22 protein-coding genes are annotated in these 24,531 nt (G+C 73.2%); 17 read left to right on the top strand and 5 right to left on the bottom strand.

What is annotated here, in order from left to right:
- Positions 1–8 precede the first annotated feature (8 nt).
- Positions 9–761 (bottom strand): decaprenylphospho-beta-D-erythro-pentofuranosid-2-ulose 2-reductase, encoded by a 753-nt coding sequence (gene dprE2, locus CHB94_RS18035; protein ID WP_217899368.1) that lies wholly within the window; start codon positions 759–761, stop codon positions 9–11.
- Positions 762–873: 112 nt separating this feature from the next.
- On the opposite strand from dprE2, the gene CHB94_RS18040 reads away from it, so the two are divergent.
- From CHB94_RS18040 to hpf, 13 genes are all read left to right on the top strand, one after another.
- On the top strand, positions 874–1,224 hold the full coding sequence (locus tag CHB94_RS18040; protein ID WP_089338001.1) for a DUF3499 domain-containing protein: 351 nt from the start codon (positions 874–876) through the stop codon (positions 1,222–1,224).
- Between the two features lie 245 nt (positions 1,225–1,469).
- On the top strand, positions 1,470–2,834 hold the full coding sequence (locus tag CHB94_RS18045) for a phosphomannomutase/phosphoglucomutase (RefSeq protein WP_089337946.1): 1,365 nt from the start codon (positions 1,470–1,472) through the stop codon (positions 2,832–2,834).
- Complete coding sequence (locus tag CHB94_RS18050; protein ID WP_254920745.1) at positions 2,831–3,040, top strand: Trm112 family protein; 210 nt, start codon at positions 2,831–2,833, stop codon at positions 3,038–3,040. The genes CHB94_RS18045 and CHB94_RS18050 overlap by 4 nt, the downstream gene beginning before the upstream one ends.
- A gap of 7 nt (positions 3,041–3,047) precedes the next feature.
- Positions 3,048–4,190: an SIS domain-containing protein gene (locus CHB94_RS18055; RefSeq protein WP_089337947.1), complete on the top strand. Its 1,143-nt coding sequence runs from the start codon at positions 3,048–3,050 to the stop codon at positions 4,188–4,190.
- A gap of 229 nt (positions 4,191–4,419) precedes the next feature.
- A complete protein-coding gene (locus CHB94_RS18060; protein WP_089337948.1) occupies positions 4,420–5,346 on the top strand; it encodes a DUF808 domain-containing protein in 927 nt (308 codons plus the stop codon).
- A 55-nt stretch (positions 5,347–5,401) separates the two neighbouring features.
- On the top strand, positions 5,402–7,195 hold the full coding sequence (locus tag CHB94_RS18065; RefSeq protein ID WP_089337949.1) for a glycerol-3-phosphate dehydrogenase/oxidase: 1,794 nt from the start codon (positions 5,402–5,404) through the stop codon (positions 7,193–7,195).
- A 90-nt stretch (positions 7,196–7,285) separates the two neighbouring features.
- Positions 7,286–8,461: a mannose-6-phosphate isomerase, class I gene (gene manA, locus CHB94_RS18070; RefSeq protein WP_089337950.1), complete on the top strand. Its 1,176-nt coding sequence runs from the start codon at positions 7,286–7,288 to the stop codon at positions 8,459–8,461.
- 195 nt (positions 8,462–8,656) lie between these two features.
- A complete protein-coding gene (gene ahcY, locus CHB94_RS18075; RefSeq protein WP_089337951.1) occupies positions 8,657–10,138 on the top strand; it encodes an adenosylhomocysteinase in 1,482 nt (493 codons plus the stop codon).
- Between the two features lie 171 nt (positions 10,139–10,309).
- The gene (mtrA, locus tag CHB94_RS18080) at positions 10,310–11,026 is read left to right on the top strand and encodes an MtrAB system response regulator MtrA (RefSeq protein WP_089337952.1); all 717 of its coding nucleotides are present in this window, start codon (positions 10,310–10,312) and stop codon (positions 11,024–11,026) included.
- 178 nt (positions 11,027–11,204) lie between these two features.
- The gene (gene mtrB / locus CHB94_RS18085; protein ID WP_089337953.1) at positions 11,205–12,923 is read left to right on the top strand and encodes an MtrAB system histidine kinase MtrB; all 1,719 of its coding nucleotides are present in this window, start codon (positions 11,205–11,207) and stop codon (positions 12,921–12,923) included.
- Entirely contained in the window at positions 12,920–14,644 is a 1,725-nt protein-coding gene (locus tag CHB94_RS18090; protein ID WP_254920746.1) for an LpqB family beta-propeller domain-containing protein, read from the top strand. Before mtrB ends, CHB94_RS18090 begins: the two co-directional genes overlap by 4 nt.
- A gap of 106 nt (positions 14,645–14,750) precedes the next feature.
- Positions 14,751–15,542 (top strand): ComF family protein, encoded by a 792-nt coding sequence (locus tag CHB94_RS18095; protein ID WP_089337954.1) that lies wholly within the window; start codon positions 14,751–14,753, stop codon positions 15,540–15,542.
- 37 nt (positions 15,543–15,579) lie between these two features.
- On the top strand, positions 15,580–16,293 hold the full coding sequence (gene hpf, locus CHB94_RS18100) for a ribosome hibernation-promoting factor, HPF/YfiA family (protein ID WP_089337955.1): 714 nt from the start codon (positions 15,580–15,582) through the stop codon (positions 16,291–16,293).
- Between the two features lie 64 nt (positions 16,294–16,357).
- On the opposite strand, the gene CHB94_RS18105 is transcribed toward hpf, so the two are convergent.
- The gene (locus CHB94_RS18105) at positions 16,358–16,750 is read right to left on the bottom strand and encodes a pyridoxamine 5'-phosphate oxidase family protein (RefSeq protein ID WP_089337956.1); all 393 of its coding nucleotides are present in this window, start codon (positions 16,748–16,750) and stop codon (positions 16,358–16,360) included.
- 71 nt (positions 16,751–16,821) lie between these two features.
- Here CHB94_RS18105 and secA point away from each other — a divergent pair, with 71 nt between their 5' ends.
- Complete coding sequence (secA, locus tag CHB94_RS18110; RefSeq protein ID WP_089337957.1) at positions 16,822–19,830, top strand: preprotein translocase subunit SecA; 3,009 nt, start codon at positions 16,822–16,824, stop codon at positions 19,828–19,830.
- 66 nt (positions 19,831–19,896) lie between these two features.
- On the opposite strand, the gene CHB94_RS18115 is transcribed toward secA, so the two are convergent.
- Positions 19,897–20,454 (bottom strand): Rv3235 family protein, encoded by a 558-nt coding sequence (locus CHB94_RS18115; RefSeq protein WP_089337958.1) that lies wholly within the window; start codon positions 20,452–20,454, stop codon positions 19,897–19,899.
- 65 nt (positions 20,455–20,519) lie between these two features.
- Positions 20,520–21,221 (bottom strand): LysM peptidoglycan-binding domain-containing protein, encoded by a 702-nt coding sequence (locus CHB94_RS18120; protein ID WP_089337959.1) that lies wholly within the window; start codon positions 21,219–21,221, stop codon positions 20,520–20,522.
- A gap of 96 nt (positions 21,222–21,317) precedes the next feature.
- On the opposite strand from CHB94_RS18120, the gene CHB94_RS18125 reads away from it, so the two are divergent.
- Positions 21,318–21,887, top strand: a complete 570-nt coding sequence (locus CHB94_RS18125) for a hypothetical protein (protein ID WP_089337960.1) — start codon at positions 21,318–21,320, stop codon at positions 21,885–21,887.
- 39 nt (positions 21,888–21,926) lie between these two features.
- Here CHB94_RS18125 and CHB94_RS18130 read toward each other — a convergent pair whose 3' ends face one another.
- The gene (locus tag CHB94_RS18130) at positions 21,927–22,184 is read right to left on the bottom strand and encodes a helix-turn-helix domain-containing protein (protein ID WP_089337961.1); all 258 of its coding nucleotides are present in this window, start codon (positions 22,182–22,184) and stop codon (positions 21,927–21,929) included.
- Between the two features lie 211 nt (positions 22,185–22,395).
- Here CHB94_RS18130 and CHB94_RS18135 point away from each other — a divergent pair, with 211 nt between their 5' ends.
- Positions 22,396–23,175: an SAF domain-containing protein gene (locus CHB94_RS18135; RefSeq protein WP_089337962.1), complete on the top strand. Its 780-nt coding sequence runs from the start codon at positions 22,396–22,398 to the stop codon at positions 23,173–23,175.
- The gene (locus tag CHB94_RS18140; protein WP_089337963.1) at positions 23,175–24,470 is read left to right on the top strand and encodes a CpaE/TadZ family protein; all 1,296 of its coding nucleotides are present in this window, start codon (positions 23,175–23,177) and stop codon (positions 24,468–24,470) included. The genes CHB94_RS18135 and CHB94_RS18140 overlap by 1 nt, the downstream gene beginning before the upstream one ends.
- Positions 24,471–24,531: the final 61 nt, after the last annotated feature.

Genomic DNA, 24,531 nt, shown 5'->3' on the forward strand with positions numbered 1-24,531 from the left:
TACGGGCCTCACCGCGGCATCCGGCGCCAGATCGAGCGGGGGAGCAGCCGCAGCAGGAAGAAGACCGGACGGAGGACGGCCGGTACCCACACCTCCTGCCGGCCGCGGGCGAGGGCGTCCACGACGGCGTCGGCGACCTGTCCGGGAGTGCTGGACCAGGGTGCGGGCGGCATGCCGGCGGTCATCCGGCCGATCACGAAGCCGGGGCGGACCAGCAGCAGCCGCACGCCCGACCCCGCGAGGGCGTCCGCCAGCCCGGAGGCGAAGCCGTCGAGGCCGGCCTTCGCCGAGCCGTAGACGTAGTTCGCCCGCCGGACCCGCACACCCGCCACCGACGAGAAGACCACCAGCGTGCCCCGGCCGGCGGCCCGCAGCCGGTCGGCCAGCAGGGTGAGGACGTGCACGTGAGCGACGTAGTCGGTGTGCACGACGGCGACGGCGGTCGAGGGATCGCGTTCCGCGGCCGCCTGGTCGCCGAGGACGCCGAAGGCCACGACGACCGTCGCCGGCGGGCCGAACCGCTCGAACGCCTCGTCCAGGGCGGTCGCCTGACCGGCCAGGTCATCGGCGTCGAACTCGACCCGCCCGACCGTCGTGGCACCCGCGCGACGCAGGGCGGCCTCCTCGTCGGCGAGGTCGGCGGACCGCCGCGCGGCCAGGACGACCGTCGAGCAGCCACGCGCCGCCAGGCGCTCCGCGACGGCGGTGCCGATCTCGCTGCGACCGCCCAGAACGAGGACGGGACCGGTGTCGATGCCCACGGGGTCATCGTGCAGGATGGGGCTGAGGGGCAGGGGGACTCCCAGATTTCCGGTGCGCCTGCTCCCATCGACCGCCCAGCCCGATTACTGTGCCGAGCGTGAGGAACCGGTGGTGAGGCAGTCACGTCGCTGCTCGCGCAGCGGCTGCGCACAACCGGCAGCGGCGACATTGACCTACGTGTACGCGGAGTCGACGGCCGTTGTCGGCCCGTTGGCGACGTTCTCCGAGCCGCACAGCTACGACCTGTGCGAGTTCCACGCGGAGCGGCTGACCGTGCCGCGGGGCTGGGAGGTCGTCCGGCACGAGATCGACCTCGACGACGTGGGACCGACCGGCGACGACCTGCTCGCTCTGGCCGACGCCGTCCGCGAGGCGGCCCGGCCAGAGCCTCCGCGCAACCCCGCCGACGACGGCAGTGGCACGCGCCGCGGCCACCTCCGGGTGCTTCCCGACCTGACCTGAGAAAGGACCTCGCCGCCCCCCACCCGCTCGCACGCTCGCGGCGGGGCCCTGCGGCGAGGCCACTTCCCCTCGCGCTTCTCGGCCTCGCCCGGAGGCTCGGCCCGAGCGTGCGGGGGCTGAGCGGGGCGAGGTCCTTTCGCCGAAGGGCGGCCGTTCCAGCACCTCACCTGGCCCGCCGTTAGGGTCGGCGGCGTCCGGTGCCATCGGCGTCTGCATGTTGTCCGCGAGTGCGAGGGTGAGCTGCGTTGCCCGACCTGTCATCGATCATCAAGGCGTACGACGTCCGCGGCGTCGTCCCCGACGAGTGGGACGAGGACGTCAGCCGGGCGATCGGGGCGGCCTTCGCCGAGTTCGTGATCGGTGACAGCGGCGCCACGGCCGTGGTGACCGCCCATGACATGCGCGAGTCCTCCGTGCCGCTCTCGCGAGCCTTCGCCGAGGGGGTCATCAGCCGCGGCGTCGACGTGATCGAGGCCGGCCTGGGCTCCACCGACCTCCTGTACTTCGCGGCCGGTTCCCTCGACATCCCGGGCGCGATGTTCACCGCCAGCCACAACCCCGCGCAGTACAACGGCATCAAGATGTGCCGCGCCGGAGCCGCGCCGATCGGCCAGGACTCGGGTCTGGTCACCATCCGCGAATGGGCCGAGCGCGACAGCTACGAGCGCGAGCCCGACCGGCTCGGCTCGGTCACCTCGCAGGACCTCCTCGCCGGGTACGCCGCCCACCTCCACTCCCTCGTCGACCTCTCGGGCGTCCGCCCGCTCACGGTCGTCGTCGATGCCGGGAACGGCATGGGCGGGCACACCGTGCCGGTGGTCCTGTCGGGCCTGCCGCTGGAGATCGTGCCGCTGTACTTCGAGCTCGACGGCAGCTTCCCCAACCACGAGGCCAACCCGCTGGACCCGGCCAACCTGGTCGACCTCCAGGCCGCCGTCCGCCGGCACGGCGCCGACATCGGTCTGGCCTTCGACGGGGACGCCGACCGTGTCTTCGTCGTCGACGAGAACGGCGATCCGGTGAGCCCGTCGGCGGTGACGGCCCTGGTCGCCGTGCGCGAGCTGGCCAAGGGTCGCGGGACGACGGTCATCCACAACCTGATCACCTCGAAGGCGGTCCCGGAGATCGTTCGCGAGCACGGCGGCGACCCTGTCCGCACCCGGGTGGGGCACTCGTTCATCAAGGCCGAGATGGCCCGCACCGACGCGATCTTCGGCGGCGAGCACTCCGCCCACTACTACTTCCGGGATTTCTGGCGCGCCGACACGGGCATGCTCGCGGCCATGCACGTCCTCGCCGCGCTGGGGGAGCAGTCCCGCCCGCTCTCGGAGCTCACGGCCGCGTACAGCCGGTACGCCGCGTCCGGCGAGATCAACTCCACCGTCGCCGACGCGGCGGCGAAGATGGCCGAGGTCCGCTCGGCCTTCCTCGAAGAGGACGGCGTCACCGTCGACGAGCTGGACGGCCTGACCGTGCAGCTGCCCGACGGCGCGTGGTTCAACCTGCGGGCCAGCAACACCGAGCCGCTGCTGCGGCTGAACGTCGAAGCGCCGGACGAGGCGCGGATGACCGACGTCCGGAACCGAGTCCTGGAAATGGTGCGCGCATGACCGACACGACGACGACGCCGAACGGGCCGCTGGGGCTGGACCCCGAGCTGCTGGCGATCCTGGCCTGCCCGGACACCCACCACAGCCCGCTCACCGTCGACGAGCAGGCCGGTGAGCTGCTCTGCACCACCTGCGACCGCGCGTACCCGGTGCGGGACGGCATCCCCGTCCTGCTGCTGGACGAGGCCCGGCGCCGGAGCGCGTGACGCTCTGATGACCACGCCGGAGTTCGCCGAGGAGGTCCTCGACGACCCCGAGCTGCTCCGCGCCCGGGATCCCCGCGGCCTGCTGCCGGCGGTCGCGGGTGCCGGCGCGCAGGTCCGGGAGACCGCCCGGCTCACCGCCGAGGCGGGCCTCGCCCGGGTGACCGAGGGCGGTCGACCCCGGGGGCTCGTGATCGTCGCGCGTCGCGAGGGCGCGGTCGCGGCCTCCGTGCTGCGGGCGCTGCTGGGGCACTCCAGCCCGGTCACCGTCGACGTGGTGCCGGGGCCGACCCTGCCGGTGTGGACCGGCCCGAGCGACATCGCGGTCGTGGCGACACGCACCGGTGCGGGTGCCTACGCGGTGGGTCCTGCCTACGAGGCCGCCCGCCGCGGGGTCTCGCTCGTCGGCATCGGAGCGGACGACGCGCCGCTGCGCGCCGCGTGCTCGTCCGCCCGCGCCCCCTACGTCGCGGTGCCGGCCTCCCGCGTGCGGCACACCACCCTCTGGTCGCTCCTGACGCCCCTGTTGCTGCTGGCCGGCGAGCTCGGCCTGCTGCCGCCGGGAACCGCCGACCCCGAGTCGATCGCCGCCGCACTGGACGAGGTCGCGATGGAGTGCGGGCCGGCGCAGGAGTCGTTCGTCAACCCGGCCAAGACGCTCGCGCTGGAGCTGCTCGACGCGCTGCCGGTGATCGCCGCCGAGGGGCCGCTGGCCGGCGCCGCGGCCACCCGGATCGTCGACCAGCTGGCCACGCTCGCCGGTCTGCCCGCCACCGGCTTCCGGCTGCCCGACCAGTGGGTGGCGGCGTGCTCGGTGCTCGGCGGGCCGCTGGCCCCTCGAGACGCCGACGACTTCTTCCGGGACCGGGCCGACGACCCCGGCCGTCGGCTGCGCCTGCTGACCATCCGCGACACCGACGCGGGCGGACACGACGACGCGGGCGAGCGGGAGCCCCGCTCGGCCGCCGCCGCGATGGACCAGGTGTTGCGCACCGCGGCCACGCACAACATCCCCGTCAGCGGGCTCGCCGAGCACGGGGAGCTCGGGCGCTTCGCCCGGCTCCCGCGGCTGGCACGGCAACTGGCCGTCGCCGACTTCAGCGCCGTCTACCTGGCGCTCGCGCTGGACAACGAGCGGGCTCTCGGCTCGTGACGCAGCGGAGAGGCTCGTGGCCGGGCGCGTCCCCGGGCTTCCGCGGAGGCGCGGCATCCGAGCGCTCCGCGGCGTCCGACGCCCCGACATCTCCGGCCGGCGCGTTCGACGCGCCCCGGCCGGGGTAGCACCGGCGGCGAGCCCTGGGCGCGCCCGCGCACCCGTACGGCCGGACAGACCGACATCACTGGGGCAGCATGCAGGTGCTGACCGACGGGAAGGACCTCTCGTGGCGGGTGGACTCGTAGCCCTGTTCGACGACGTGGCCGTGCTGGCGCGCGCGGCCGCTGCCTCGGTCGATGACATCGGGGCCGCTGCAGGGCGGGCCAGCGTGAAGGCCGCGGGTGTCGTCGTCGACGACACGGCTGTCACGCCGCAGTACGTGCACGGCCTGGCGGCAGAGCGCGAGCTGCCGATCATCAGGCGCATCGCCATCGGCTCGCTGCGGAACAAGCTGCTGATCATCCTGCCCGCGATCCTGTTGCTCAGCCAGTTCCTGCCGTGGCTGCTCACCCCGATCCTCATGATCGGTGGCGCCTACCTCTGCTACGAGGGCGCGGAGAAGATCTGGCACCGGATCAGCGGCCACGGCGACGCCCACGCCGCGGCCGAGGAGGCGCTCCCGGACGAGAAGACCATCATCTCCGGGGCCGTCCGCACCGACTTCATCCTGTCGGCCGAGATCATGGTCATCTCGCTGAACGAGGTCGTCGATGAAGGGTTCTGGTCCCGGGCGATCATCCTCGCGGTCGTGGCGATCGGCATCACCGTCCTGGTGTACGGCGTCGTCGGCCTCATCGTGAAGATGGACGACGTCGGGCTGTCCCTCTCCCAGCGCTCCGGAAAGGGCGTCGCCCGGTTCGGCCGCGGACTGGTGAAGGCGATGCCCCGGTTGCTCAGCGCCCTCACGGCGATCGGAACCGTCGCGATGCTCTGGGTCGGCGGGCACATCCTGCTGGTGGGCACCGACGAGCTGGGCCTGCACTTCCTGTACGAGACCGTGCACCACCTGGAGGAGGCGGCGCACGAGGCCACCGGGGCCCTCGGTGGGGTCGTGGGCTGGCTGGTCAACACGCTCGGAAGCGCGCTGCTCGGTCTCGTCGTCGGCGCCGCGATCGTGCTGGTCATGAACCTCACGGTGCATCGGCGCAAGTGAGAGGCCCCCGTCCTTCTCGCGACGGGGCGGTGGCTGTGGGGGGACAGTAGGCGTCATGCCCCCGGGGGAGACCGACCGCGCGCGGCTGTCGCCGGAGCGCCGTCGGGTCGACCGGGCACGGCTGGCCGACGAGGTCGTGGACGTCCTCGTGATCGGTGGAGGGGTGACCGGGGCCGGGGCGGCGCTGGACGCGGCCAGCCGCGGACTGTCGGTCGGACTGCTCGAGGCGCGGGACTGGGCTGCCGGGACGTCGAGCCGGTCCAGCACGCTGATCCACGGTGGACTCCGCCCCCTCGAGCAGTTCGCTGTCCCACTCGTCCACGAGGCGCTGTCGGAGCGGTCCCGGCTGATTCGGACCATCGCTCCGCACCTGGTGCACCCGCTGCCGTTCCTGCTGCCGTTGACCGCCCGGATCTGGCAGCGCGCCTGGTTCGGTGCAGCCCTCGGCCTGTACGACGCGCTCGGCGCCGCCTCCATCGCCGGCCGGGGGGCGGGTGGGCGGGCGACGGGCGGGCGGGGGATGCCATGGCACCGGCACCTGTCGCGGAAGCAGGCGCTGGCGGCGTTCCCCGGTCTGCGCGGTGACGTGGTGCGCGGTGGGATCCAGTACTGGGACGCCCAGGTGGACGACGCGCGGCACACCCTGGCCGTCGTCCGGACGGCGGCCGGCTACGGCGCACGCGCGCTCTCCAGCGCCCGGGTGACCGGGCTCCTGCGCGACGGCGGCGGGCCCGACTCGGCGGTCGTCGGCGCACGGGTGGCCGACCTGACCGACGGGTCGTCGTTCGCGGTGCGCGCCCGCAGCGTGGTGGCCGCGACCGGTGTGTGGAGCGACGACGTCGGCGCCATGCTCGGGGAGTCCGCGCCCACTCCGACGGTGCGGGCCGCCAAGGGCGTGCATCTCGTGGTTCCCCGGTCCGCGATCGGGGGGCCCGTGCTCGAGGGTGCCGCCGGGTCGCCGTCCGGGCTGGTCCTCCGGACACCGGCCGGCGTCCTGTTCGTCATCCCCTGGGATGAGCACTGGATCATCGGCACCACCGACACCCCGTGGCGGCGGGACCGGGATCACCCGGCCGCCAGCAGCGCCGACATCGCCCACCTGCTCGACCACGTCAACCGGGTGCTCATCCGGCCGCTCGGTACCGACGACGTCCTCGGCGTCTACGCCGGGCTGAGGCCGCTGCCGGCGGGAGAGTTCGACCACACGAGCCGGCTCTCCCGTCAGCGCGCCGTCGTCACCCCGGTCCCCGGGCTGGTGCTCGTGGCGGGTGGTGAGTACACGACCTACCGGGTGTTGGCCGAGGACGCCGTCGACGCGGCGGTCGCCGGCCTGCCCGGCGTGCCCCCGTCGCGGACGGCGCACCTGCCGCTGGTCGGTGCGCACCGCTGGGACGACGTCCGGGACCGGGCGGCGGAGCTGTCGGCCGGCAGCGGCGTGCCCGGGGAGGCGGTGGTCCGGCTGCTGCGCCGGCACGGCGACCGGATCGGCGACGTCCTCGCCCTCGCCCGGTCCGACCCGGCCCTGGCCCGGCCGCTTCCGGGGGCACCGGGCTACCTGGCCGCCGAAGTCGTGCACGCCGTCACCGCCGAGGGCGCCCTGCACCTCGACGACGTCCTGGCCCGGCGCACGCGGGTGTCGATCGAGACCGCGCACCGCGGCGTCGAATCGGCGCCGGAGGTGGCGCGGCTGATGGCCTCGGCACTGGGTTGGGACGGGGAACGGACCGCGCGCGAGGTGCAGCACTACACCGCGCGGGTGGCCGCCGAGCGGGAGGCGCAGCGGCTGCCCGACGACCACACCGCAGACGCCGCGCGGCTGGGCGCTCCGGAGGTCCGCGCGAGGGTGTGACCCGGGCGGGCGTGACGTCCGTCGCGGCATCCCTCGGAGGAGGCAGAACGCACTCTGGGGGGAGCACGTCCACCGGTAGCCTCCCAGCCGATGTGGCAGCTGACGAGCACCGTGCGGCACTACCCGTGGGGTTCCCGCACGGTGATCCCCGACCTCCTCGGGGAGCTCGGTCCGGCCGACCAGCCGTACGCGGAGCTGTGGATGGGGGCCCATCCCGACGCGCCGAGCGTGCTGTCCACCGGGATCTCGCTGGACAAGGCGGTCGCGGAAGATCCCGAGCTGATGCTGGGCGCCGCCGTGCGCGAACGGTTCGGCGACCGGCTGCCGTTCCTCATGAAGGTGCTCGCCGCCGAGCAGCCGCTCTCGCTGCAGGCGCACCCGACCAACGAGCAGGCAGAGGCCGGCTTCGCTGCCGAGGAGGCGGCCGGAATTCCGCACGGCGACCCGACGCGCACGTTCAAGGACCCGTTCCACAAGCCCGAGCTGCTCCTGGCCCTGACCCCGTTCGAGGCCCTGTGCGGCTTCCGCCCGGTCGAGGAATGTTTGCACTGCCTGGCCAAGCTGCAGGTGCCCGAACTCAAGCCGACCATCGCCGCCCTGGCGCGCGGCGGGTTGCGCGCCGTCATCCCGCAGCTGCTGGCGCTCAGCTCGGAGCACCGCGAGGTCCTGGTCAGCGCCGTCGCCCAGGCCGCAGCCCGGTTCGTCGCCGCCCACGACCCGGAGTTCATCAACACCTACCGCTGGGCCGCATCCCTCGCCGAGACGTACCCCGGCGATCCGGGGGTGGTCATCTCGCTGATGTGCAACCACCTGAAGCTGGCGCCGGGGGAGGCGGTGTTCCTGCCGGCCGGTAACCTGCACGCCTACCTCTGCGGGGCCGGAGTCGAGGTGATGGCCAGCTCGGACAACGTGCTCCGCGGGGGCCTCACCCACAAGCACGTCGATCTGGCCGCCCTCATCGAGGTGCTGGACTTCACCGACGGCCGGGTGCCGGTCATCCACCCGGTGCTGGGACCCGGCGGCCTGCGCTACCCCGTGCCCGTCGAGGACTTCGACCTCACCCGCATCCAGCTCGACGGCCGGGCCGGGGCGCTGACCACCCGGGGGCCACAGGTCCTGCTGTGCACCGAGGGGAACGCCGAACTGACCTCGTCCGAGGGGACGCTGACCCTGTCCAAGGGCGCGGCTGCGTTCGTCCCGGCGGGTGCGCAGGTCACCGCGTCGGGTCCCGCCGTCCTCTACCGGACCACCACGAACCTGGCCTGAACAAGGACGCCCTGCCCCCCACCGCTCGCACGCTCGCGGCGGGACCCTGCAGGGGGCCACGCGGTACCCTGGTCGGCGGTACGAGCCCCGCCGAAGCCTCGGCACGCTCGCTCATCCCAGCGACCGCCGAGAGCCCGCCGTCCTGCGCCGAACACATCAGCCTCGCCGCAGACGCCGGCCGCACCCTGGAGCGACATGACCACCAGCACCGGCACCACCCTGACCGACGGCGACTTCAAGGTCGCCGACCTCTCCCTGGCACCCTTCGGGCGCAAGGAGATCCAGCTCGCCGAGCACGAGATGCCCGGCCTGATGGCGCTGCGCGCCGAGTACGGCGACCAGCAGCCGCTCGCCGGCGCGCGGATCGCCGGCTCGCTGCACATGACCGTGCAGACCGCCGTCCTCATCGAGACCCTCAAGACTCTCGGTGCCGACGTGCGCTGGGTCAGCTGCAACATCTTCTCCACCCAGGACCACGCCGCCGCTGCGATCGTCGTCGGGAACGGCACGCCGGAGCAGCCGGCCGGTGTCCCGGTGTTCGCCTGGAAGGGCGAGACGCTGGAGGAGTACTGGTGGTGCACCCAGCGCCTCTTCGAGTTCCGGGACGAGGACGGGAACGTCGTCGGCCCCAACATGCTGCTCGACGACGGCGGTGACGCCACGCTCCTGGTGCACCTGGGCACCCGGTTCGAGGCCGACGGCGCCGTGCCCGACACCACCGGGGCCGACTCCGAGGAGTACGGCGTCATCCTCGACGTCCTGCGCGGCACCCTCGCCGAGGACCCGGGCTACTGGACCCGCATCGGGCAGGGCATCAAGGGCGTCACAGAGGAGACGACGACCGGCGTCATGCGGCTCTACGAGCTCGCCCGCGACGGCCGGCTGCTCTTCCCGGCGATCAACGTCAACGACTCGGTCACCAAGAGCAAGTTCGACAACCTCTACGGCTGCCGGCACTCGCTGATCGACGGGATCAACCGTGCCACCGACGTGATGATCGGCGGCAAGGTCGCCGTCGTCTGCGGCTACGGCGACGTCGGAAAGGGCTGCGCCGAGTCCCTCCGCGGCCAGGGAGCCCGGGTGATCGTCACCGAGATCGACCCGATCAACGCCCTGCAGGCGGCGATGCACGGCTACGAGGTGACCACGCTCGACGAGGTGATCGGCAAGGCCGACATCATCATCACCGCGACCGGCAACAAGGACATCATCTCCGCCGAGCAGCTCGCCTCGACCAAGCACCAGGCGATCATCGGCAACATCGGGCACTTCGACAACGAGATCGACGTGGCCGGCCTCGCCCGGACGCCGGGCGTCACCCGGACCACGATCAAGCCGCAGGTCGACGAGTGGCGGTTCGCCGACGGCCACACGATCATCCTGCTGTCGGAGGGCCGGCTGCTGAACCTGGGCAACGCCACCGGACACCCCAGCTTCGTCATGAGCGCCTCGTTCTCCAACCAGGTGCTGGCGCAGATCGAGCTGTGGAACAACCGCGCCGCGTACGAGGGCCAGACCCCGGGCGTCACGGTCCTGCCCAAGAAGCTCGACGAGCACGTGGCGCGCCTGCACCTGGACGCCCTCGGGGTGAAGCTGACCGAGCTCACCAAGGCGCAGGCCGACTACATCGGCGTCCCCGTCGAGGGTCCCTTCAAGAGCGACCACTACCGCTACTGAGGAAGGCCCCGCCTGCCCCCCGCCCTTCGCAGGCTCAGGGGGACCCTGCAGGCGGGCCGTTCCAGCAGCTCGCCTCCGGCGGGACTTTCGACGCCGAGAGTCCCGCCGGACCTGCTCGCCACGGGATCTCACCCGGGCGGGTGGGCCACCTTTTCCGCTGATCAGCGCAGAATGGTCGCCGTGCCACCCACCGCTCCCCAGAACGGGCCCAGCCGCGGCCGTGTCCTGGTCGTCGATGACGACGCCGCCCTCGCCGAGATGCTCGGCATCGTGCTCCGGCGCGAGGGCTACGAACCCGCCTTCGTCTCCGACGGCAACCGGGCGGTGGGGGTCTTCCAACAGACCCGGCCGGACCTGGTGCTGTTGGACCTGATGCTGCCCGGCCGCAACGGTCTGCAGATCTGTCAGGACATCCGCACGCAGTCGACGGTGCCGATCGTCATGCTCACGGCCAAGGGCGACACGATCGACGTCGTCCAAGGACTGGAGGCCGGCGCCGACGACTACGTGACCAAGCCGTTCAAGCCGGTCGAGCTGGTGGCTCGTGTGCGGGCCCAGCTGCGCCGCGGTGAGACCGGCCAGGCCGAGAACCTGAGCATCGGAGACGTGCAGATCGACGTCCCTGCCCACCAGGTCACCCGGGACGGCGTCCCCATCGCGCTCACGCCGCTGGAGTTCGACCTGCTGGTGGCACTGGCCCGCAAACCCCGGCAGGTGTTCACCCGTGAGCTGCTGCTCGAGCAGGTGTGGGGTTACCGGCACGCGGCCGACACCCGTCTGGTGAACGTCCACGTGCAGCGACTGCGCGCCAAGATCGAGCGGGACCCGGAGAGGCCCGAGGTGGTGCTCACCGTGCGCGGCGTCGGCTACAAGGCCGGGCCACAGTGAGCGGACAGGCCCGTGAGCATCGCAGGGAGGAACGAGCGAGGAGCGGAGCGGGCCGCGGGAGCGAACCGACCCGCACAGTGAGCGGACAGGCCCGTGAGCATCGCAGGGAGGAACGAGCGCGGAGCGGAGCGGGCCGCGGGAGCGAACCGACCCGCACAGTGAGCGGCACACTGGGGCAGTGACCCGTACGTCCCTGCCGGAGGGCGTTCTCGACGCGCCGCCCCCGGCGCGGGAGCAGCAGCCCCGCGGCAGCGCGACCATCCGGCGCCTCCGCCGGGGGGTGCGTCGCCGTGCTGGTCGGGCGCGCCGCTGGGCCGAGCGCACCACACGGCGGGAACTGGCTCACGCGGTGCATGCGTGGCGCTCGTCGCTGCAGGTGCGCATCGCCGCGATCACCATGGTCGTCGCCGGCACCGTCGTGATCATCGTCAGCCTCGTGCTGTTCAGCCAGATCCGCGACCAACTGCTGTCGGTCAAGGAGGAGGCGGCGATCGACCAGGCGCAGAACGGTGTCCTGTACGCGCAGAGCCAGGTGGCCGCGATCGCCACCGGTGACGGGGCGAGCGTGCGCTCCACCCTGGACCGCACGGTGAACGCACTCCGTCAGCGCGGTGGCGCGGCCGGTGACTTCGACGTCGTCATGGTGCACCGGACCGGCGAGGTCGAACGGACCGGGCCCAGCCCCAGTCCTCTGTTCGAGGCACTTCCTCGCGCTCTCCGCGCCGAGGTCGCTTCCGGGGGGCAGGCCCGCAAGTACCACCCCGTCCCCGACGCGTCGGGCGAACCGCAACCGACCCTGCTCGTGGGTGCGGCGGTGCCCAGCGACACCGCCGGTACCCAGCAGGTCGAGCTCTACTACGCCTTCCCGCTCTGGCAGGAGGACGAGAGCCTCTCGCTGATCCGCAGCACGGTCATCATCAGCGGGATCGCGCTGACCTTGTTCGTGGTGGGGATCGGGGTGCTGGTCACCCGCCTGGTCGTCGACCCGGTACGCCACGCCGCCGGGACCGCCCAGCGACTGGCCGAGGGGCAGCTCGAGGAGCGGATGACGGTCCGCGGCGAGGACGATCTCGCCCGACTGGCGACCAGCTTCAACGCGATGGCCGACAGCTTGCAGCGGCAGATCACCCAGCTGGAGGGGCTCTCCCAGTTGCAGCAGCGATTCACCTCCGACGTCTCGCACGAGCTGCGCACGCCGCTGACGACGGTGCAGATGGCGGCCGAGATCCTCCACGAGGCACGCGGGGACTTCCCACCGCACGTGGCCCGGTCCGCCGAGCTGCTGCGGGCGGAGCTGGACCGGTTCGAGAGCCTGCTGACCGACCTGCTCGAGATCAGCCGGTACGACGCCGGGGCCGCCGTCCTGGACTCCGAGCCGGCCGACCTCGGCGCGCTGGTGGCCCGCGTCGTCGCCGGCATGACGGCACTGGCCGAGCGGCACGACTCCCAGCTCCTGGTCAACCGGCCCGACGAGGCGGTCATCGCCGAGGTCGACGCGCGCCGGGTGGAGCGGATCCTGCGCAACCTGGTGGGCAACGCCATCGAGCACGGCGCCGGGCGACCCATCGAGATCACGCTGGCGGCCAACCGCACCGCCGCCGCCGTGACCGTCCGCGACCAGGGCGTCGGCCTGAGCTCGGCCGATGCCCAGCACGTGTTCGACCGCTTCTGGCGGGCCGACCCGTCGCGGGTGCGCACCGTGGGCGGCAGCGGGCTGGGCCTCTCGATCAGCCTCGAGGACGCCCGCCTGCACGGTGGCTGGCTCCAGGTCTGGGGTCAGCCGGGGAACGGCGCGCAGTTCCGGCTCACCCTGCCGCTGACCGCGGGCGGGGAGCTCACCAGCTCGCCCCTGCCGCTGCGGCCGACCCTGATCAGGCGGCCGGGGGTGCCGCTGTGATCGGCTGCCGCGCCGTCGTCGCGCTGGCCCTTCTCCTGGCGCTCGCGGGTTGTTCGACGGTGCCGATGAGCTCACCGACGGTGCAGATCACGCAGGCGCCGGCCCGGCCGGCCGAGGTCGTGGGCATCGAGCCGCTGCCACCCGAGCCGGGGGCCACGCCCGAGGAGATCGTCCGGTCCTTCATCGACGCGGCGGCCAGCGTGCGCCCCGGGCATCCGGTCGCCCGCGAGCACCTGGCCCCCGAGCCGGCGGGATCCTGGTCCGACGAGGCCGGGATCACCGTGCTGCGCCCGGACTACGCCACCGTCACCACGGAGACCGGCGCGGTCGAAGTGACGGCGAACCTGGTCGGGACGATCGACGAGCGCGGCGTCTTCGCGGTGGGCGGGAACGACACGTTCACCCGCCGGTTCACCCTCGAGCAGATCGACGACGAGTGGCGGATCACCGACCCCCCGGACGGCCTGATCATCCTCGATCCTGATTTCCAGCGGCTCTACGAGGAGGTCGCCGCCTACTTCGTCGACCCCACCCATCAGCGCCTGGTGCCTGATCCGCGGTACGTGATCTCCGGTGAGGCCCTGCCCACCGTCCTGGTCGAGCGCCTGCTCGCCGGACCGTCGGCGAACCTGGCGGCGGGGGTGGAGAACCCGCTCTCCGGGGCCCAGCTGCGCAGCAAGATCACCGTGGACGGGCAGTCGGCGCTCGTGGACCTCACCGGTCTGCCGACCGAGCCGGCGCCGGTGCTGTCGGAGATCTGCGCCCAGCTGGTCTGGACGCTGACGCAGCTGCCGGGTAACGCCATCCGCTCCGTGGAGATCCGCGTGGACGGCGAGCCGGTGGATCTCGACGGCGTCCCGGTCGAGCAGACGGTGGACGAGTGGACGGCCTTCGATCCCGACGCCGTGGACCCGGAGAGCGTCGGCCACTACGTGAGCGGCGGGGCCCTGCACACGGTCGCCACGGGCGCGCCCGCGCCGGGGCCGGCCGGCACGGGGGTCTACGGCCTCACCGACGCGGCGGCCTCGGCCGACGCCCGCAGCGGCGAACTCTCCTTCCTCGTGGGTGTGCGAGCCGACGCCGGTGGGGCGGCCCTCCTCGCCGGCCCCTATGCCGGGGAGCTGGCCCCGGTGCTCACCGCGTCGCGGTGGAGCTCACCGACCGTCGCCGCGACCCGCTCCGAGGTGTGGGTCGTGCGCGACGGCACCGCGGTGGTGCGGGTGCAGGCCGGTGGCGACCCCCAAGCCGTGACCGCACCCACCCTGCCCGGGCTCGGTGTGACCGAGGTGCTCGAGCTCTCGCCGGACGGGGTGCGGGCCGCGCTGGTCGTCGAAGGGCCCGGGGGCCCCGGGCTCTACCTGGGGACCGTGGTCCGCGCCGAGGACGGCAGCGTCGCGCTGCGGGACCTCCGCGGGATCGCCCCGGAGCTGGCGCAGGTGGTCGACGTCGCCTGGCGGGACAGCGGGAACCTGCTGGTCCTCGCCGGTGACGCGGGGGAGGACCGGATCGTGCCGTACGCCGTCGGGGTCGACGGCTGGGGGCTGTCACAGGTCCCGACGGCGGGGCTGCCCAGCCAGCCGCAGTCGATCGCCGCAGCGCCGTCCCGGCAGCCCCTGGTCGACGCCGGTGGGACCATCTGGCAGCTCACCGGCGGTACCTGGGGCACGTTGGTCCGGGGGCAGGAGCCGCTTCCGGGCACCTCGCCCTTCTACCCCCTCTGAAGAAGGGCCCCGAGGAGGGACCCCACGCGAGCCCCGGGACGGGGCCGCCTTCCACAGATCGGCGGCGGACGGCCCGTGGACGGCCGTCGCGCGTCAGGCTGGCCCCGTGGTCGGACCGGGCATGGCCGCGCTGGCCGATTTGGTGCTGCCCCGCACCTGTGCCGGCTGCGGGGTCCCGGGTCGGGCGCTGTGCCGGCTGTGCGCGCTGCTCCTCGCCCGTCCCCGGCCCGCCGCACCACGGCGCATCCCCTGGGGCTTCCCGCCCACGGTCGCCGCCGGCGCCTACGCCGGGCCCGTCCGCCCGGCGGTTGTCGCGTTCAAGGAGCGCGGGCGCTCGGAGCTCGCCGTCCCCTTGGGTGCGGCCCTGGCCCTCGCCGTGGCCGCGCTGGTCACCGCCGTCCCGGGATCGCTGCCGGCGGTGGCGCTGGTCCCGGTACCGAGCTCGCGGGAGGCGGTGCGGTCCCGGGGGCGCGACCACGTGCGGGAGCTGACCGCCCGGGCGGTCACGGAGCTCTTGGCCGCGGGGGTCCCTGCCGCGGAGGCCCGGCTGCTGCGTCGTCGAGGTCGGGCCCGGGACTCCGCAGGACTGTCCACGGTGCAACGGCGGGCGAACCTGGCCGGGACGTTCGAGCGCTCCGCCGACCCACCGACCGGCGCGCTGCTGGTCCTGGTGGACGACGTGGTCACCACCGGCGCGACCCTCACCGAGGCTGCGGCCGTCCTGGCCGCGGGCGGCTCGGAGGACGGCGCACCCGTACTGGCGGCGGTCGTCGCGGCCACCCCGCGACCGGACGTGGCGCACCGTTCGGGGGGTCGTTCGACGGTCGTCCGGAAGCGGTCCGAGAACGTCCGCGGGCGGCCCCCCGATCGACTGTCGAGACCCGGAAGGAGGGACTAGCGTCGAAGTGACTACAACCGGTCTACCGGGAGGTCACATGGAGATCGTGGTCCGTGGTCGTAACGTCGAGGTTCCGGAGCACTACCGACAGCACGTGGAAGACAAGGTCGGCCAGCTCGAACGGTTCGATGGCAAGCTGAAGATGTTGCGCATGGACGTGGAGCTCTTCCACGAGAAGAACCCCCGCCAGTCGGCCCACTGCCAGCGCGTGGAGATCACGCTGCGGGGCAAGGGTCCGGTCATCCGGGCCGAAGCGGACGGCGCCGACTTCTACGCCGCGCTCGACCTCGCGTGCGCCAAGCTCGACAACCGGTTACGCCGTGCGGCCGACCGCCGCCGCGTGCACCACGGCCGGCGAACCCCGGCCAGCGTCCGGCTCCCCGGCAACACGGTCGCCGACACCGGCGCCATCAGCGCCCTGGAGCTGGACCGCCAGCTCGCCGAGGGGCCGCACGTGACCGATCTCGACGAGCACCTGCCGGGTCGCATCGTCCGGGAGAAGCACCATCCTGCCACCCCGATGACCGTGGACCAGGCGCTGCACGAGATGGAGCTGGTCGGCCACGACTTCTTCCTCTTCCAGTGCGCCGACACCGGCCAGCCGACGGTCGTCTACCGCCGGCACGCCTACGACTACGGCCTCATCCGGCTGACCGAGGTGCCGCAGAACGGGATGGGAGCCACTCCCGCCCGGCAGCCCGAGCCCAGGGCCGTGTCGCACGCCGGGGACCCCGCCGTCCCCACCGTCTGAGTTCTGGGGGAGGGCGCGATCCGCCCTCCCGCCACTCACCCGCCGTCCCGCCGCAGGCCTCGGGTCACACGTTGCCCAGTATCCGGTCGACCGCGATCTCGAGGACGACACGGGCGGGGTTCTCGCGGGGCCGGCGGTACCGCTGCGCGTACCGCGCGACCGCGTCGGCCACCGCCGACGGGTCGTCACGGAGTACCGCCGTCCCCTCGAGGGTCACCCAGCGACGGCCGTCGACCTGGCAGACGGCGACCCGCTGCTGCCCGGCGCGGACGTGCCCGGCCTTCGCGGACGTCCCGGACGTGATCACCCGGGCCGTGGCCGTGGCGGCGTCGTAGGTGACCCCGACCGGGACGACGTGCGGGCTGCCGTCGGCCCGCAGCGTGGTGAGGGTGGCCAGATGCCGCTCGGTGAGGAACTCGAGGACGCCGGGTACGAGGTCGTGGGAAACGTGGGGCACCCGGGAAGGCTACGAGGGTCGGCTTCGTCGTACCGGCTGATCCGGAGGCGCTGGCCGCCTACGCTGGGGTCGTGGTGTTCCAGAAGCTTCTCCGTGCCGGCGAGGGCAAGCTCGTCCGTCGGCTGTCCAAGATCGCCGACGCGGTCGAGTCCTACGCCGACGAGGTCGGCGCGCTCAGCGACGCGGAGCTGCGGGCGAAGACCGACGAGTTCAAGGAGCGGTACGCCGACGGCGAGTCCCTGGACGCGATGCTGCCGGAGGCGTTCGCCGTCGTCCGGGAGGCGGCGACGCGGACGCTGGGCCAGCGGCACTACCGGGTCCAGCTCATGGGCGGGGCGGCGCTGCACCTGGGCAACATCGCCGAGATGAAGACCGGTGAGGGCAAGACCCTCACCGGCGTGCTCCCGGCCTACCTCAATGCGCTGGCCGGCAACGGCGTGCACGTGGTCACCACCAACGACTACCTGGCCTCCCGCGACGCCGAGTGGATGGGCCGGGTGCACCGCTTCCTCGGCCTGACCGTCGGAACGATCGTGTCCGGGCAGCGGCCCGACGTCCGTCGCGAGCAGTACGCCTGCGACATCACGCACGGCACCAACAACGAGTTCGGCTTCGACTACCTGCGCGACAACATGGCGTGGAGCAAGGCCGACCTGGTGCAGCGTGGGCACCACTTCGCCATCGTCGACGAGGTCGACTCGATCCTCATCGACGAGGCCCGCACCCCGCTGATCATCAGCGGCCCGGCCGAGACCAGCGCGAAGTGGTACGGGGAGTTCGCCCGGATCGCACCGATGCTCAAGCGCGACGTCCACTACGAGGTGGAGGAGGGCAAGCGCACCGTCGCCATCACCGAGGAGGGCGTGGAGTTCGTCGAGGACCAGCTCGGCATCGACAACCTCTACGAGGCGGCCAACACCCCGCTGATCAGCTACCTGAACAACTCGCTGAAGGCCAAGGAGCTCTTCCACCGCGACCAGCAGTACATCGTCAGCAACGGCGAGGTGCTCATCGTCGACGAGTTCACCGGCCGCGTGCTGGCCGGCCGCCGCTACAACGAGGGCATGCACCAGGCCATCGAGGCCAAGGAGAAGGTGCAGATCAAGGACGAGAACCAGACCCTCGCCACGATCACGCTGCAGAACTACTTCCGGCTCTACGAGAAGCTCTCCGGGATGACCGGCACGGCCCAGACCGAGGCCGCCGAGCTCAACCAGACCTACAAGCTGGGTGTCGTCCCGATCCCGACGAACCGGCCGATGGTGCGTGCGGACCGCTCCGACGTCATCTACAAGACGGAGAAGGCGAAGTTCGACTCCGTCGTCGAGGACATCGCCGAGCGGCACGAGGCCGGTCAGCCGGTGCTGGTCGGCACCGCGAGCGTCGAGAAGTCCGAGATCCTCTCGAAGTACCTGCTCAAGCGTGGCATCAAGCACGAGGTGCTGAACGCCAAGAACCACGCGCGTGAGGCGGCGATCATCGCCCAGGCCGGGCGGCTGGGTGCGGTCACCGTGGCCACCAACATGGCCGGCCGTGGCACCGACATCGTGCTGGGCGGCAACCCCGAGTTCATCGCCGACGAGAACCTGCGCGCCCGGGGCCTGTCGCCCGCGGAGACGCCCGAGGAGTACGAGGCGGCCTGGGACGACGCGCTGGCCGAGGCCAAGACGCAGGTGAAGGCCGAGCACGAGCAGGTGGTCGAGGCCGGGGGCCTCTACGTGCTGGGCACCGAGCGCCACGAGAGCCGTCGGATCGACAACCAGCTCCGTGGCCGGTCCGGCCGGCAAGGCGACCCGGGGGAGTCGCGGTTCTACCTCTCCCTCGGCGACGACCTGATGCGCCGGTTCAACGGCCCGATGCTCGAGTCGATGATGAACACCCTGCGGGTGCCCGACGACCAGCCGATCGAGTCGAAGATGGTCAGCCGGGCCATTCTCTCGGCGCAGACCCAGGTGGAGCAGCAGAACTTCGAGGTCCGCAAGGACGTCCTGAAGTACGACGAGGTGCTCAACCGCCAGCGCACCGTCATCTACGACGAGCGGCGCAAGGTGCTCGACGGCGCCGACCTGCACGTCCAGATCCAGTCGATGGTCGACGACGTCATCAGCGCCTACGTCGACGGCGCGACCGAGATCGGCTACGCCGAGGACTGGGACCTCGAGCAGCTGTGGACCGGGCTCAAGGCGCTGTACCCGGTGGGCCTGGAAATCCAGGACCTGCTGGACCGGGTCGCCGACGGCGACCAGTCCGCGCTGACGCCCGAGATCCTCAAGCAGGAACTCCTGGACGACGTGCACCGTGCCTACGAGGAGCGCGAGGCCGCGCTCGGCTCCGAGGTGATGCGCGAACTGGAGCGGCGGGTCCTGCTCAGCGTCCTCGACCGGAAGTGGCGCGAGCACCTCTACGAGATGGACTACCTGCGGGCCGGCATCCACCTGCGCGCGATGGCCAACCGCGACCCGGTCGTGGAGTACCAGCGCGAGGGTTACGACATGTTCAACGCGATGCTCGACGGCATCAAGGAGGAGTCCGTCGGGTTCCTGTTCAACCTCGAGGTGAAGACCAAGGAAGAGCAGGCCGCCGAGGCCAAGGCCAAGCAGGACGAGGCCGAGGCCGCCGCGCTGGCCGCCGCCCAGGAGGGCACCGCCCGGGTGCTGGCCCGTCAGGCCGCCGAGGCGAAGGCCAAGTCCGATGCCAGGGCCGCGTCCTCCGCTCAGCCGGCGACCGCGCCGACGGCCTCCGGCAACGGGACGGCGGCCGCGCCGACGGCCCGCCGATCGGGGAAGGCCAAGCCGGCCGCCCGGCCGGTCGCGGCCCAGGCTGCTCCCGCCGTGGCCGCGCCGACGCCGTCGGGCACCGGGCCGGAACTCGACGTCAAGGGGCTGGAGGCGCCGCGGCGCGCCCCGGAGCAGCTCAGCTACTCCGCGCCCGGCCTGGACGCCTCAGCGAAGGAGGCCGGCGCGGCGAAGGCGGCGAAGACCGCCACGGTGACCGGGTCGAAGGAAACACCCCGCAACGCCCCGTGCCCCTGCGGCTCGGGGAAGAAGTACAAGTTCTGCCACGGAGCCAGCGCCCGGTAAGGGAAGGACCCCCTCCTCCTCAGCCCTCGCACGCTCGGGCCGAGCCTCGGGAGGGGGCCGGGGCCATCAGCCGATCTGCAGGGCCGTGCAGCGCCAGCGGCCGTCGATGCCCTCCAGGCGCGCCGCGATGGCGTGGGCTCGGCCGCCCCGGCGGGCCACCGCGCTGATCTCCGCGACGCCGTCGACCGGCTCGCAGACGTGCAACCGCCCGACGAGCAGCGGTGCTGTGCCCTCAGTGCACCAGCGCGGACGCCGTCCCTCGACCAGGGCGGTGAACACCCGGAGCGAGGTCATCGACTGCACCTGGGTGATCGGCCGGCGGCCCGCCAGCGCCTCGAGCGTGCAGGTGATCAGCCGGCGCCCGGTGTCCCGGGCGTCGGGCAGCTCCGCCCGAACCGACCAGGAGGGGCCGAAGTCGTCATCCGGCCGCGCGGTGGTCCGGTTCGCGTCGGGCCGCGGGCCGGGACGGTGGGCAGGTCGGGGTGAGGCGAATCCGGGGTGGACGAGGCGCAGGGGGAGTCCCTCGTCCTGCAGCGGGGGCTGGGGCGTGGGGACGACGACGAGCCGGAGCGGCGGCCGTGCGGCCGGCGCGATCTGCTCGGGCGCGCTGGTGGAGGCGGTCATCGGCGGGCTCCCAGGGTCGAGGGTCGGTCGTTCGGTCCGTTGCTGCAGGTGGGGTCGGGGCGGGCTCACGGCGCACCGGGTGCGTGCAGCACCTGTCCGGGCAGCAGGCGGTCGGGGTCGGAGCCGATGACGTCGGCGTTGGCCGTCCACCAGGCGTGCACCGCGCGGGCGACATCGCCGTCGGTGGGGGTCTTGCCCGACTGCTCAGCGAGCCGGGCGGCGGCGATGTGCCACAGGCAGTCACCTCGCACGACCACGTGCGATCCCTCGTCGGGCACGGCCGAGAGATCTGCGGGCCAGTCGGGCACCGCGCCGGCCGGTGCGGCACCAGGCGCCGAGGCGGGGCCGGCGGGCCAGTCGGGCGCCTGGGCAGGGCCGGCGGCTGCTGCCGGAGGGGCCGCGACGGTGACCGCGATGCCGGCCAGCGGCGCGGCCACACCGAGCCCCAGACCCAGGACCAGCGCGGCGCTGCGTCGTGCGCCTGCGGGCAGGACGACCCGGGTCGCCCACCGAGCCGTGCTGCCGAGGGCCCCTGGGAGGGCGGAGGCGGCGGTGAGAGCCAGACCCAGGGCGCCCCAGGCCCAGACGGCCCAGGCGAGCAGCCCAGCGGCGGCGAGGACCAGGGCATCGGCGCCGACCGTGTCGACGGTGCGCTGGGGCGAAGTGAGGGCGCCCGTCATGGCCGCGGCCGGGGGCGTGAGCGCGGCGAGCAGCACCCCGATCACCCCCATGGAGGCCGCGGTGAGCAGCAGCCGTCGCACCGACATGACCGCCTTCCCTCGTTGGTGGATGCAGACTAAAACAAGCAAACGTCATCAAACGCAAGATTCCACAGGCATCTAGGGTCGAGGAAGGAGGTAGGGATGCGCTGGCAGCAGTTGTTCGAGGACCTGCAGTCGCAGTTCGAGGCGGAGCAGGCAGCGGGGGAGCGGGCCGAGTCGGCGTCCCGGACGCGGACTGAGATGGGTGCCGTGCACCTGGGCCAGCGGCTGGGAGGCGCGCTCGGCTTCTCGTTGACGTTGGGTGTCCGCGGCGCCGGACCGGTCGCGGGGGTCCTGGTCGACCAGGGGCCGGACTGGCTCCTGCTGGAGGACGGTCAGGGGCGGGAGCAGCTGGTGGCTCTCGCGGCGGTCGGGACGGTGGCGGGACTGGGTCGGCGCACGACGGTCCCGGAGCCGGTCGACGGGGTGCGTGCCCGACTCGACCTGCGGCGGGCTCTCCGTGGGCTGGCGCGCGACCGCCGCGTCGTGCAGGTGGTCCTCGACGACGGCGGGACGCTGACCGGGACGCTGGACCGCGTGGGGGCGGACTTCGTGGAGCTGGCCGTGCACCCTGCGGACGAGTTCCGACGGAACGAGGCGGTGCAGGGGGTGCAGGCGGTGGTCATCCGTGCCGTCGCCGTCGTCCGGACAGGGCTGCCCGGTCTGGGCTGAGACTCCTCCCGCGTGGAGTGAGTGGCCCGTACGTGCCGCTCAGGAGCGGGACGTGCCCCCGCTCGACACCTCGGTGTCGCGGGCCGGCTTCTCGGCCGGGACCGTGCCGGCCCGGGCCTCGGCGTACTTCTGCTGGATGAAGCGTTCGAGCTCGTCGACCTCGACCCGCCACTGGCCACGGCCACCGATCTGGATGGCGATCAGTTCCTTGCGGCGCACGAGCGCGTAGGCCTGTGACCACGAGACGTTGAGGATCTCCGCGACGTCGTCGAGGGTCAGGAAGCGGGGGGTGGGCATCGGGTCGTCTCCGTCCGTTCCCGGTCAGTCTGTCAGCCCGATCGGGCGTTGGTGACCGTCGTCCACACACGAACGTGTGGATGGCTAGTGCGCGCGAACGCACGGATGACGCATCATCTGCACTCCAACGTCGTCGTGCCGGTACATCGGCGCGACACGCCCTTTACCGGGCATCTGAGCGCCAGGAGGCGCGGGAAGAGGTGAGTGTGCTGTGACCGCCGTCCGGCCGCCGTCCTCTGCGCCGGCGGAGGTGCCCGGCCCCACGCCGCGGCGGGTGCGCCCACCCCGTTGGCTGGACCTGCGCCTCGTGCTCGGGGTCCTCCTCGTGCTTGCCTCGGTCCTGCTGGGTGCCCGGATCGTCAGCGCGGCCGACGCCACCGTGCCCGTCTGGGCGGTCACGGGGGACCTCGCGGCCGGGACCGAGCTGAGTTCCGAGGACCTGGTCGCCGTCGACGTCCGGCTGGACGACACCGCCGCTGCCTATCTCTCCTCCGGCACCCGTCCGGAGGGGCGGACGCTGGCTCGTGCCGTGCGTTCGGGGGAACTGCTGCCCCGCACGGCACTCGAGGAGGCCGACGCGCTGGTGCAGCTCGCGCTACCGGTGCAGTCCGGCTACGTGCCACCGGGCCTGGAGCGAGGTCAGTTGGTCGACGTGTACGCCGTAGCCGATCCGGCCGCCGGCGCCACGGTCGTGGCTGACGGGAGCGTCACGCTGGTCGTCCGGAAGGCGCCGGTCCAGGCGATCGCGGGACGTTCGGAGGGAGTCCTGTCCACCCCCACGACCGCGGTGCAGGTCGTGGTGGCGGTCTCCGACGGGGACGCCGACGAGGTGCTGGCGGCCATCGCCGGGCGGCCGCTGGTCGTGGTGGTCCACGAGTCGGTGGACGGGGACGGCGTGGCCGGTACGGCGGGATCGCGCAGCGGGGACGCGAGCGCCCCGAGCGGTCCGGCGGCCGGCGGGACGACGTCGGCGCGCGGTCCGGCCGGCTGATGGCCCTGCAGGTCTTCACCGCGGTCACGGGCGCGGCCTGGGAGTCGGAACTGGTCGGCGCGCTGGACCGGGCCGACCACGGGGTCACCGTCGTGCGCCGGTGCGTGGACGTCTCCGAACTGCTCGCGGCGGCCGCGACCGGTACGGGACAGGCGGCGCTCCTCTCTGCGGAGCTGCGCCGCCTCGACGGGGACGCCGTCGCCGGGCTGGAAGCGGCCGGGGTGGCCGTCGTCGGCCTGGTGGAGCCGGGTGACCAGCGTGCGGCCGACCGGCTGCGGCAGTGGGGGGTGCGGCAGGTCCTGCCGGCCGACGCCGATCCGGATGCCATCGCCCAGGCGCTGCGGGAAGCGGTCGCCGGTGCGCCGTCTCCAGGCCGGGACGTCGCCGACCCGCGGGCTGCGCTGCCCGTGCTGGGAGCGCCCGAGGAGCCGGAACACCGACCGGCCGGGCCCGGTCGCGTGGTCGCGGTCTGGGGGCCGGCCGGTGCTCCGGGACGGACCACCGTCGCCGTGGGCGTGGCCGACGAGCTGTGCCGGCTGGGGACGTCGGCGCTGCTGGTGGACGCCGACGTCTACGGCGGGGTCATCGCCCAGATGCTCGGCCTGCTCGACGAGTCGCCGGGTCTGGCCGGAGCGGCCCGGCTGGCCACCGCGGGGAACCTGGACTCGGCGGGGCTGGTGCGGCTGGCGTGGGCCGTCCGGCCGCAGCTGCGGGTGCTGACGGGGCTGGCGCGGGCCGACCGGTGGCCGGAACTGCGTCCGCGGGCGGTGGCCTCGGTACTGGCCGAGGCGCGTCGGCTCGCGGCGGTCACCGTGGTCGACTGCGGGTTCAGCCTCGAGGACGACGAGGAGCTGTCGTTCGACACCGCGGCGCCTCGGCGCAACGGGGCGACGCTGGCGATCCTCGAGGACGCCGACACGGTGCTGTGCGTGAGCGGGGCCGACCCCGTCTCGCTGCAGCGCAGCATCCGGGCGCTGGGCGAGCTCCGGGACGTGCTGCCCGACGTCGATCCGGTGCTGGTGGTCAACCAGGTCCGTCGGGGGCCGGTTCCCGGAGATCCGCGCCGCGAGATCGCCGAGGCGCTGGAACGCCTCGCGGGCCGTGAGGTCCGGTTCTTCCTCCCGGCTGACCGGCGGGCGACCGACGCGGCCCTCGCGACCGGCCGGACGCTCGCGGAGGTGGCGGGGGCGTCCCCGCTCCGAGCGGAGCTGCGCGCGCTCGCCGCGACGGTTGCCGACGTCACCCTGCCGGCGGGCCGGCGGCGGGGCCTCCGCCGGACCGCCGGCCCCCGGTGAGCGTGGGGGTGTCGGAATCCGGGCCGCGACGTAGCGTGAGCCACTGACCCTGAGGAGATCG

Source organism: Blastococcus mobilis (assembly GCF_900188025.1).
In the GTDB taxonomy this organism is placed as follows: domain Bacteria; phylum Actinomycetota; class Actinomycetes; order Mycobacteriales; family Geodermatophilaceae; genus Blastococcus_B; species Blastococcus_B mobilis.

What these genes read in the sequence shown, in the direction of transcription:
- CHB94_RS18050 (WP_254920745.1), top strand. Translation starts at nt 2,831, where the DNA reads ATGACCGACACGACGACGACGCCGAACGGGCCGCTGGGGCTGGACCCC.
- CHB94_RS18055 (WP_089337947.1), top strand. Translation starts at nt 3,048, where the DNA reads ATGACCACGCCGGAGTTCGCCGAGGAGGTCCTCGACGACCCCGAGCTG.
- CHB94_RS18065 (WP_089337949.1), top strand. Translation starts at nt 5,402, where the DNA reads ATGCCCCCGGGGGAGACCGACCGCGCGCGGCTGTCGCCGGAGCGCCGT.
- manA (WP_089337950.1), top strand. Translation starts at nt 7,286, where the DNA reads ATGTGGCAGCTGACGAGCACCGTGCGGCACTACCCGTGGGGTTCCCGC.
- ahcY (WP_089337951.1), top strand. Translation starts at nt 8,657, where the DNA reads ATGACCACCAGCACCGGCACCACCCTGACCGACGGCGACTTCAAGGTC.
- mtrA (WP_089337952.1), top strand. Translation starts at nt 10,310, where the DNA reads ATGGTCGCCGTGCCACCCACCGCTCCCCAGAACGGGCCCAGCCGCGGC.
- hpf (WP_089337955.1), top strand. Translation starts at nt 15,580, where the DNA reads ATGGAGATCGTGGTCCGTGGTCGTAACGTCGAGGTTCCGGAGCACTAC.
- CHB94_RS18115 (WP_089337958.1), bottom strand. Translation starts at nt 20,454, where the DNA reads ATGACCGCCTCCACCAGCGCGCCCGAGCAGATCGCGCCGGCCGCACGG.
- CHB94_RS18120 (WP_089337959.1), bottom strand. Translation starts at nt 21,221, where the DNA reads ATGTCGGTGCGACGGCTGCTGCTCACCGCGGCCTCCATGGGGGTGATC.
- CHB94_RS18125 (WP_089337960.1), top strand. Translation starts at nt 21,318, where the DNA reads ATGCGCTGGCAGCAGTTGTTCGAGGACCTGCAGTCGCAGTTCGAGGCG.
- CHB94_RS18130 (WP_089337961.1), bottom strand. Translation starts at nt 22,184, where the DNA reads ATGCCCACCCCCCGCTTCCTGACCCTCGACGACGTCGCGGAGATCCTC.
- CHB94_RS18140 (WP_089337963.1), top strand. Translation starts at nt 23,175, where the DNA reads ATGGCCCTGCAGGTCTTCACCGCGGTCACGGGCGCGGCCTGGGAGTCG.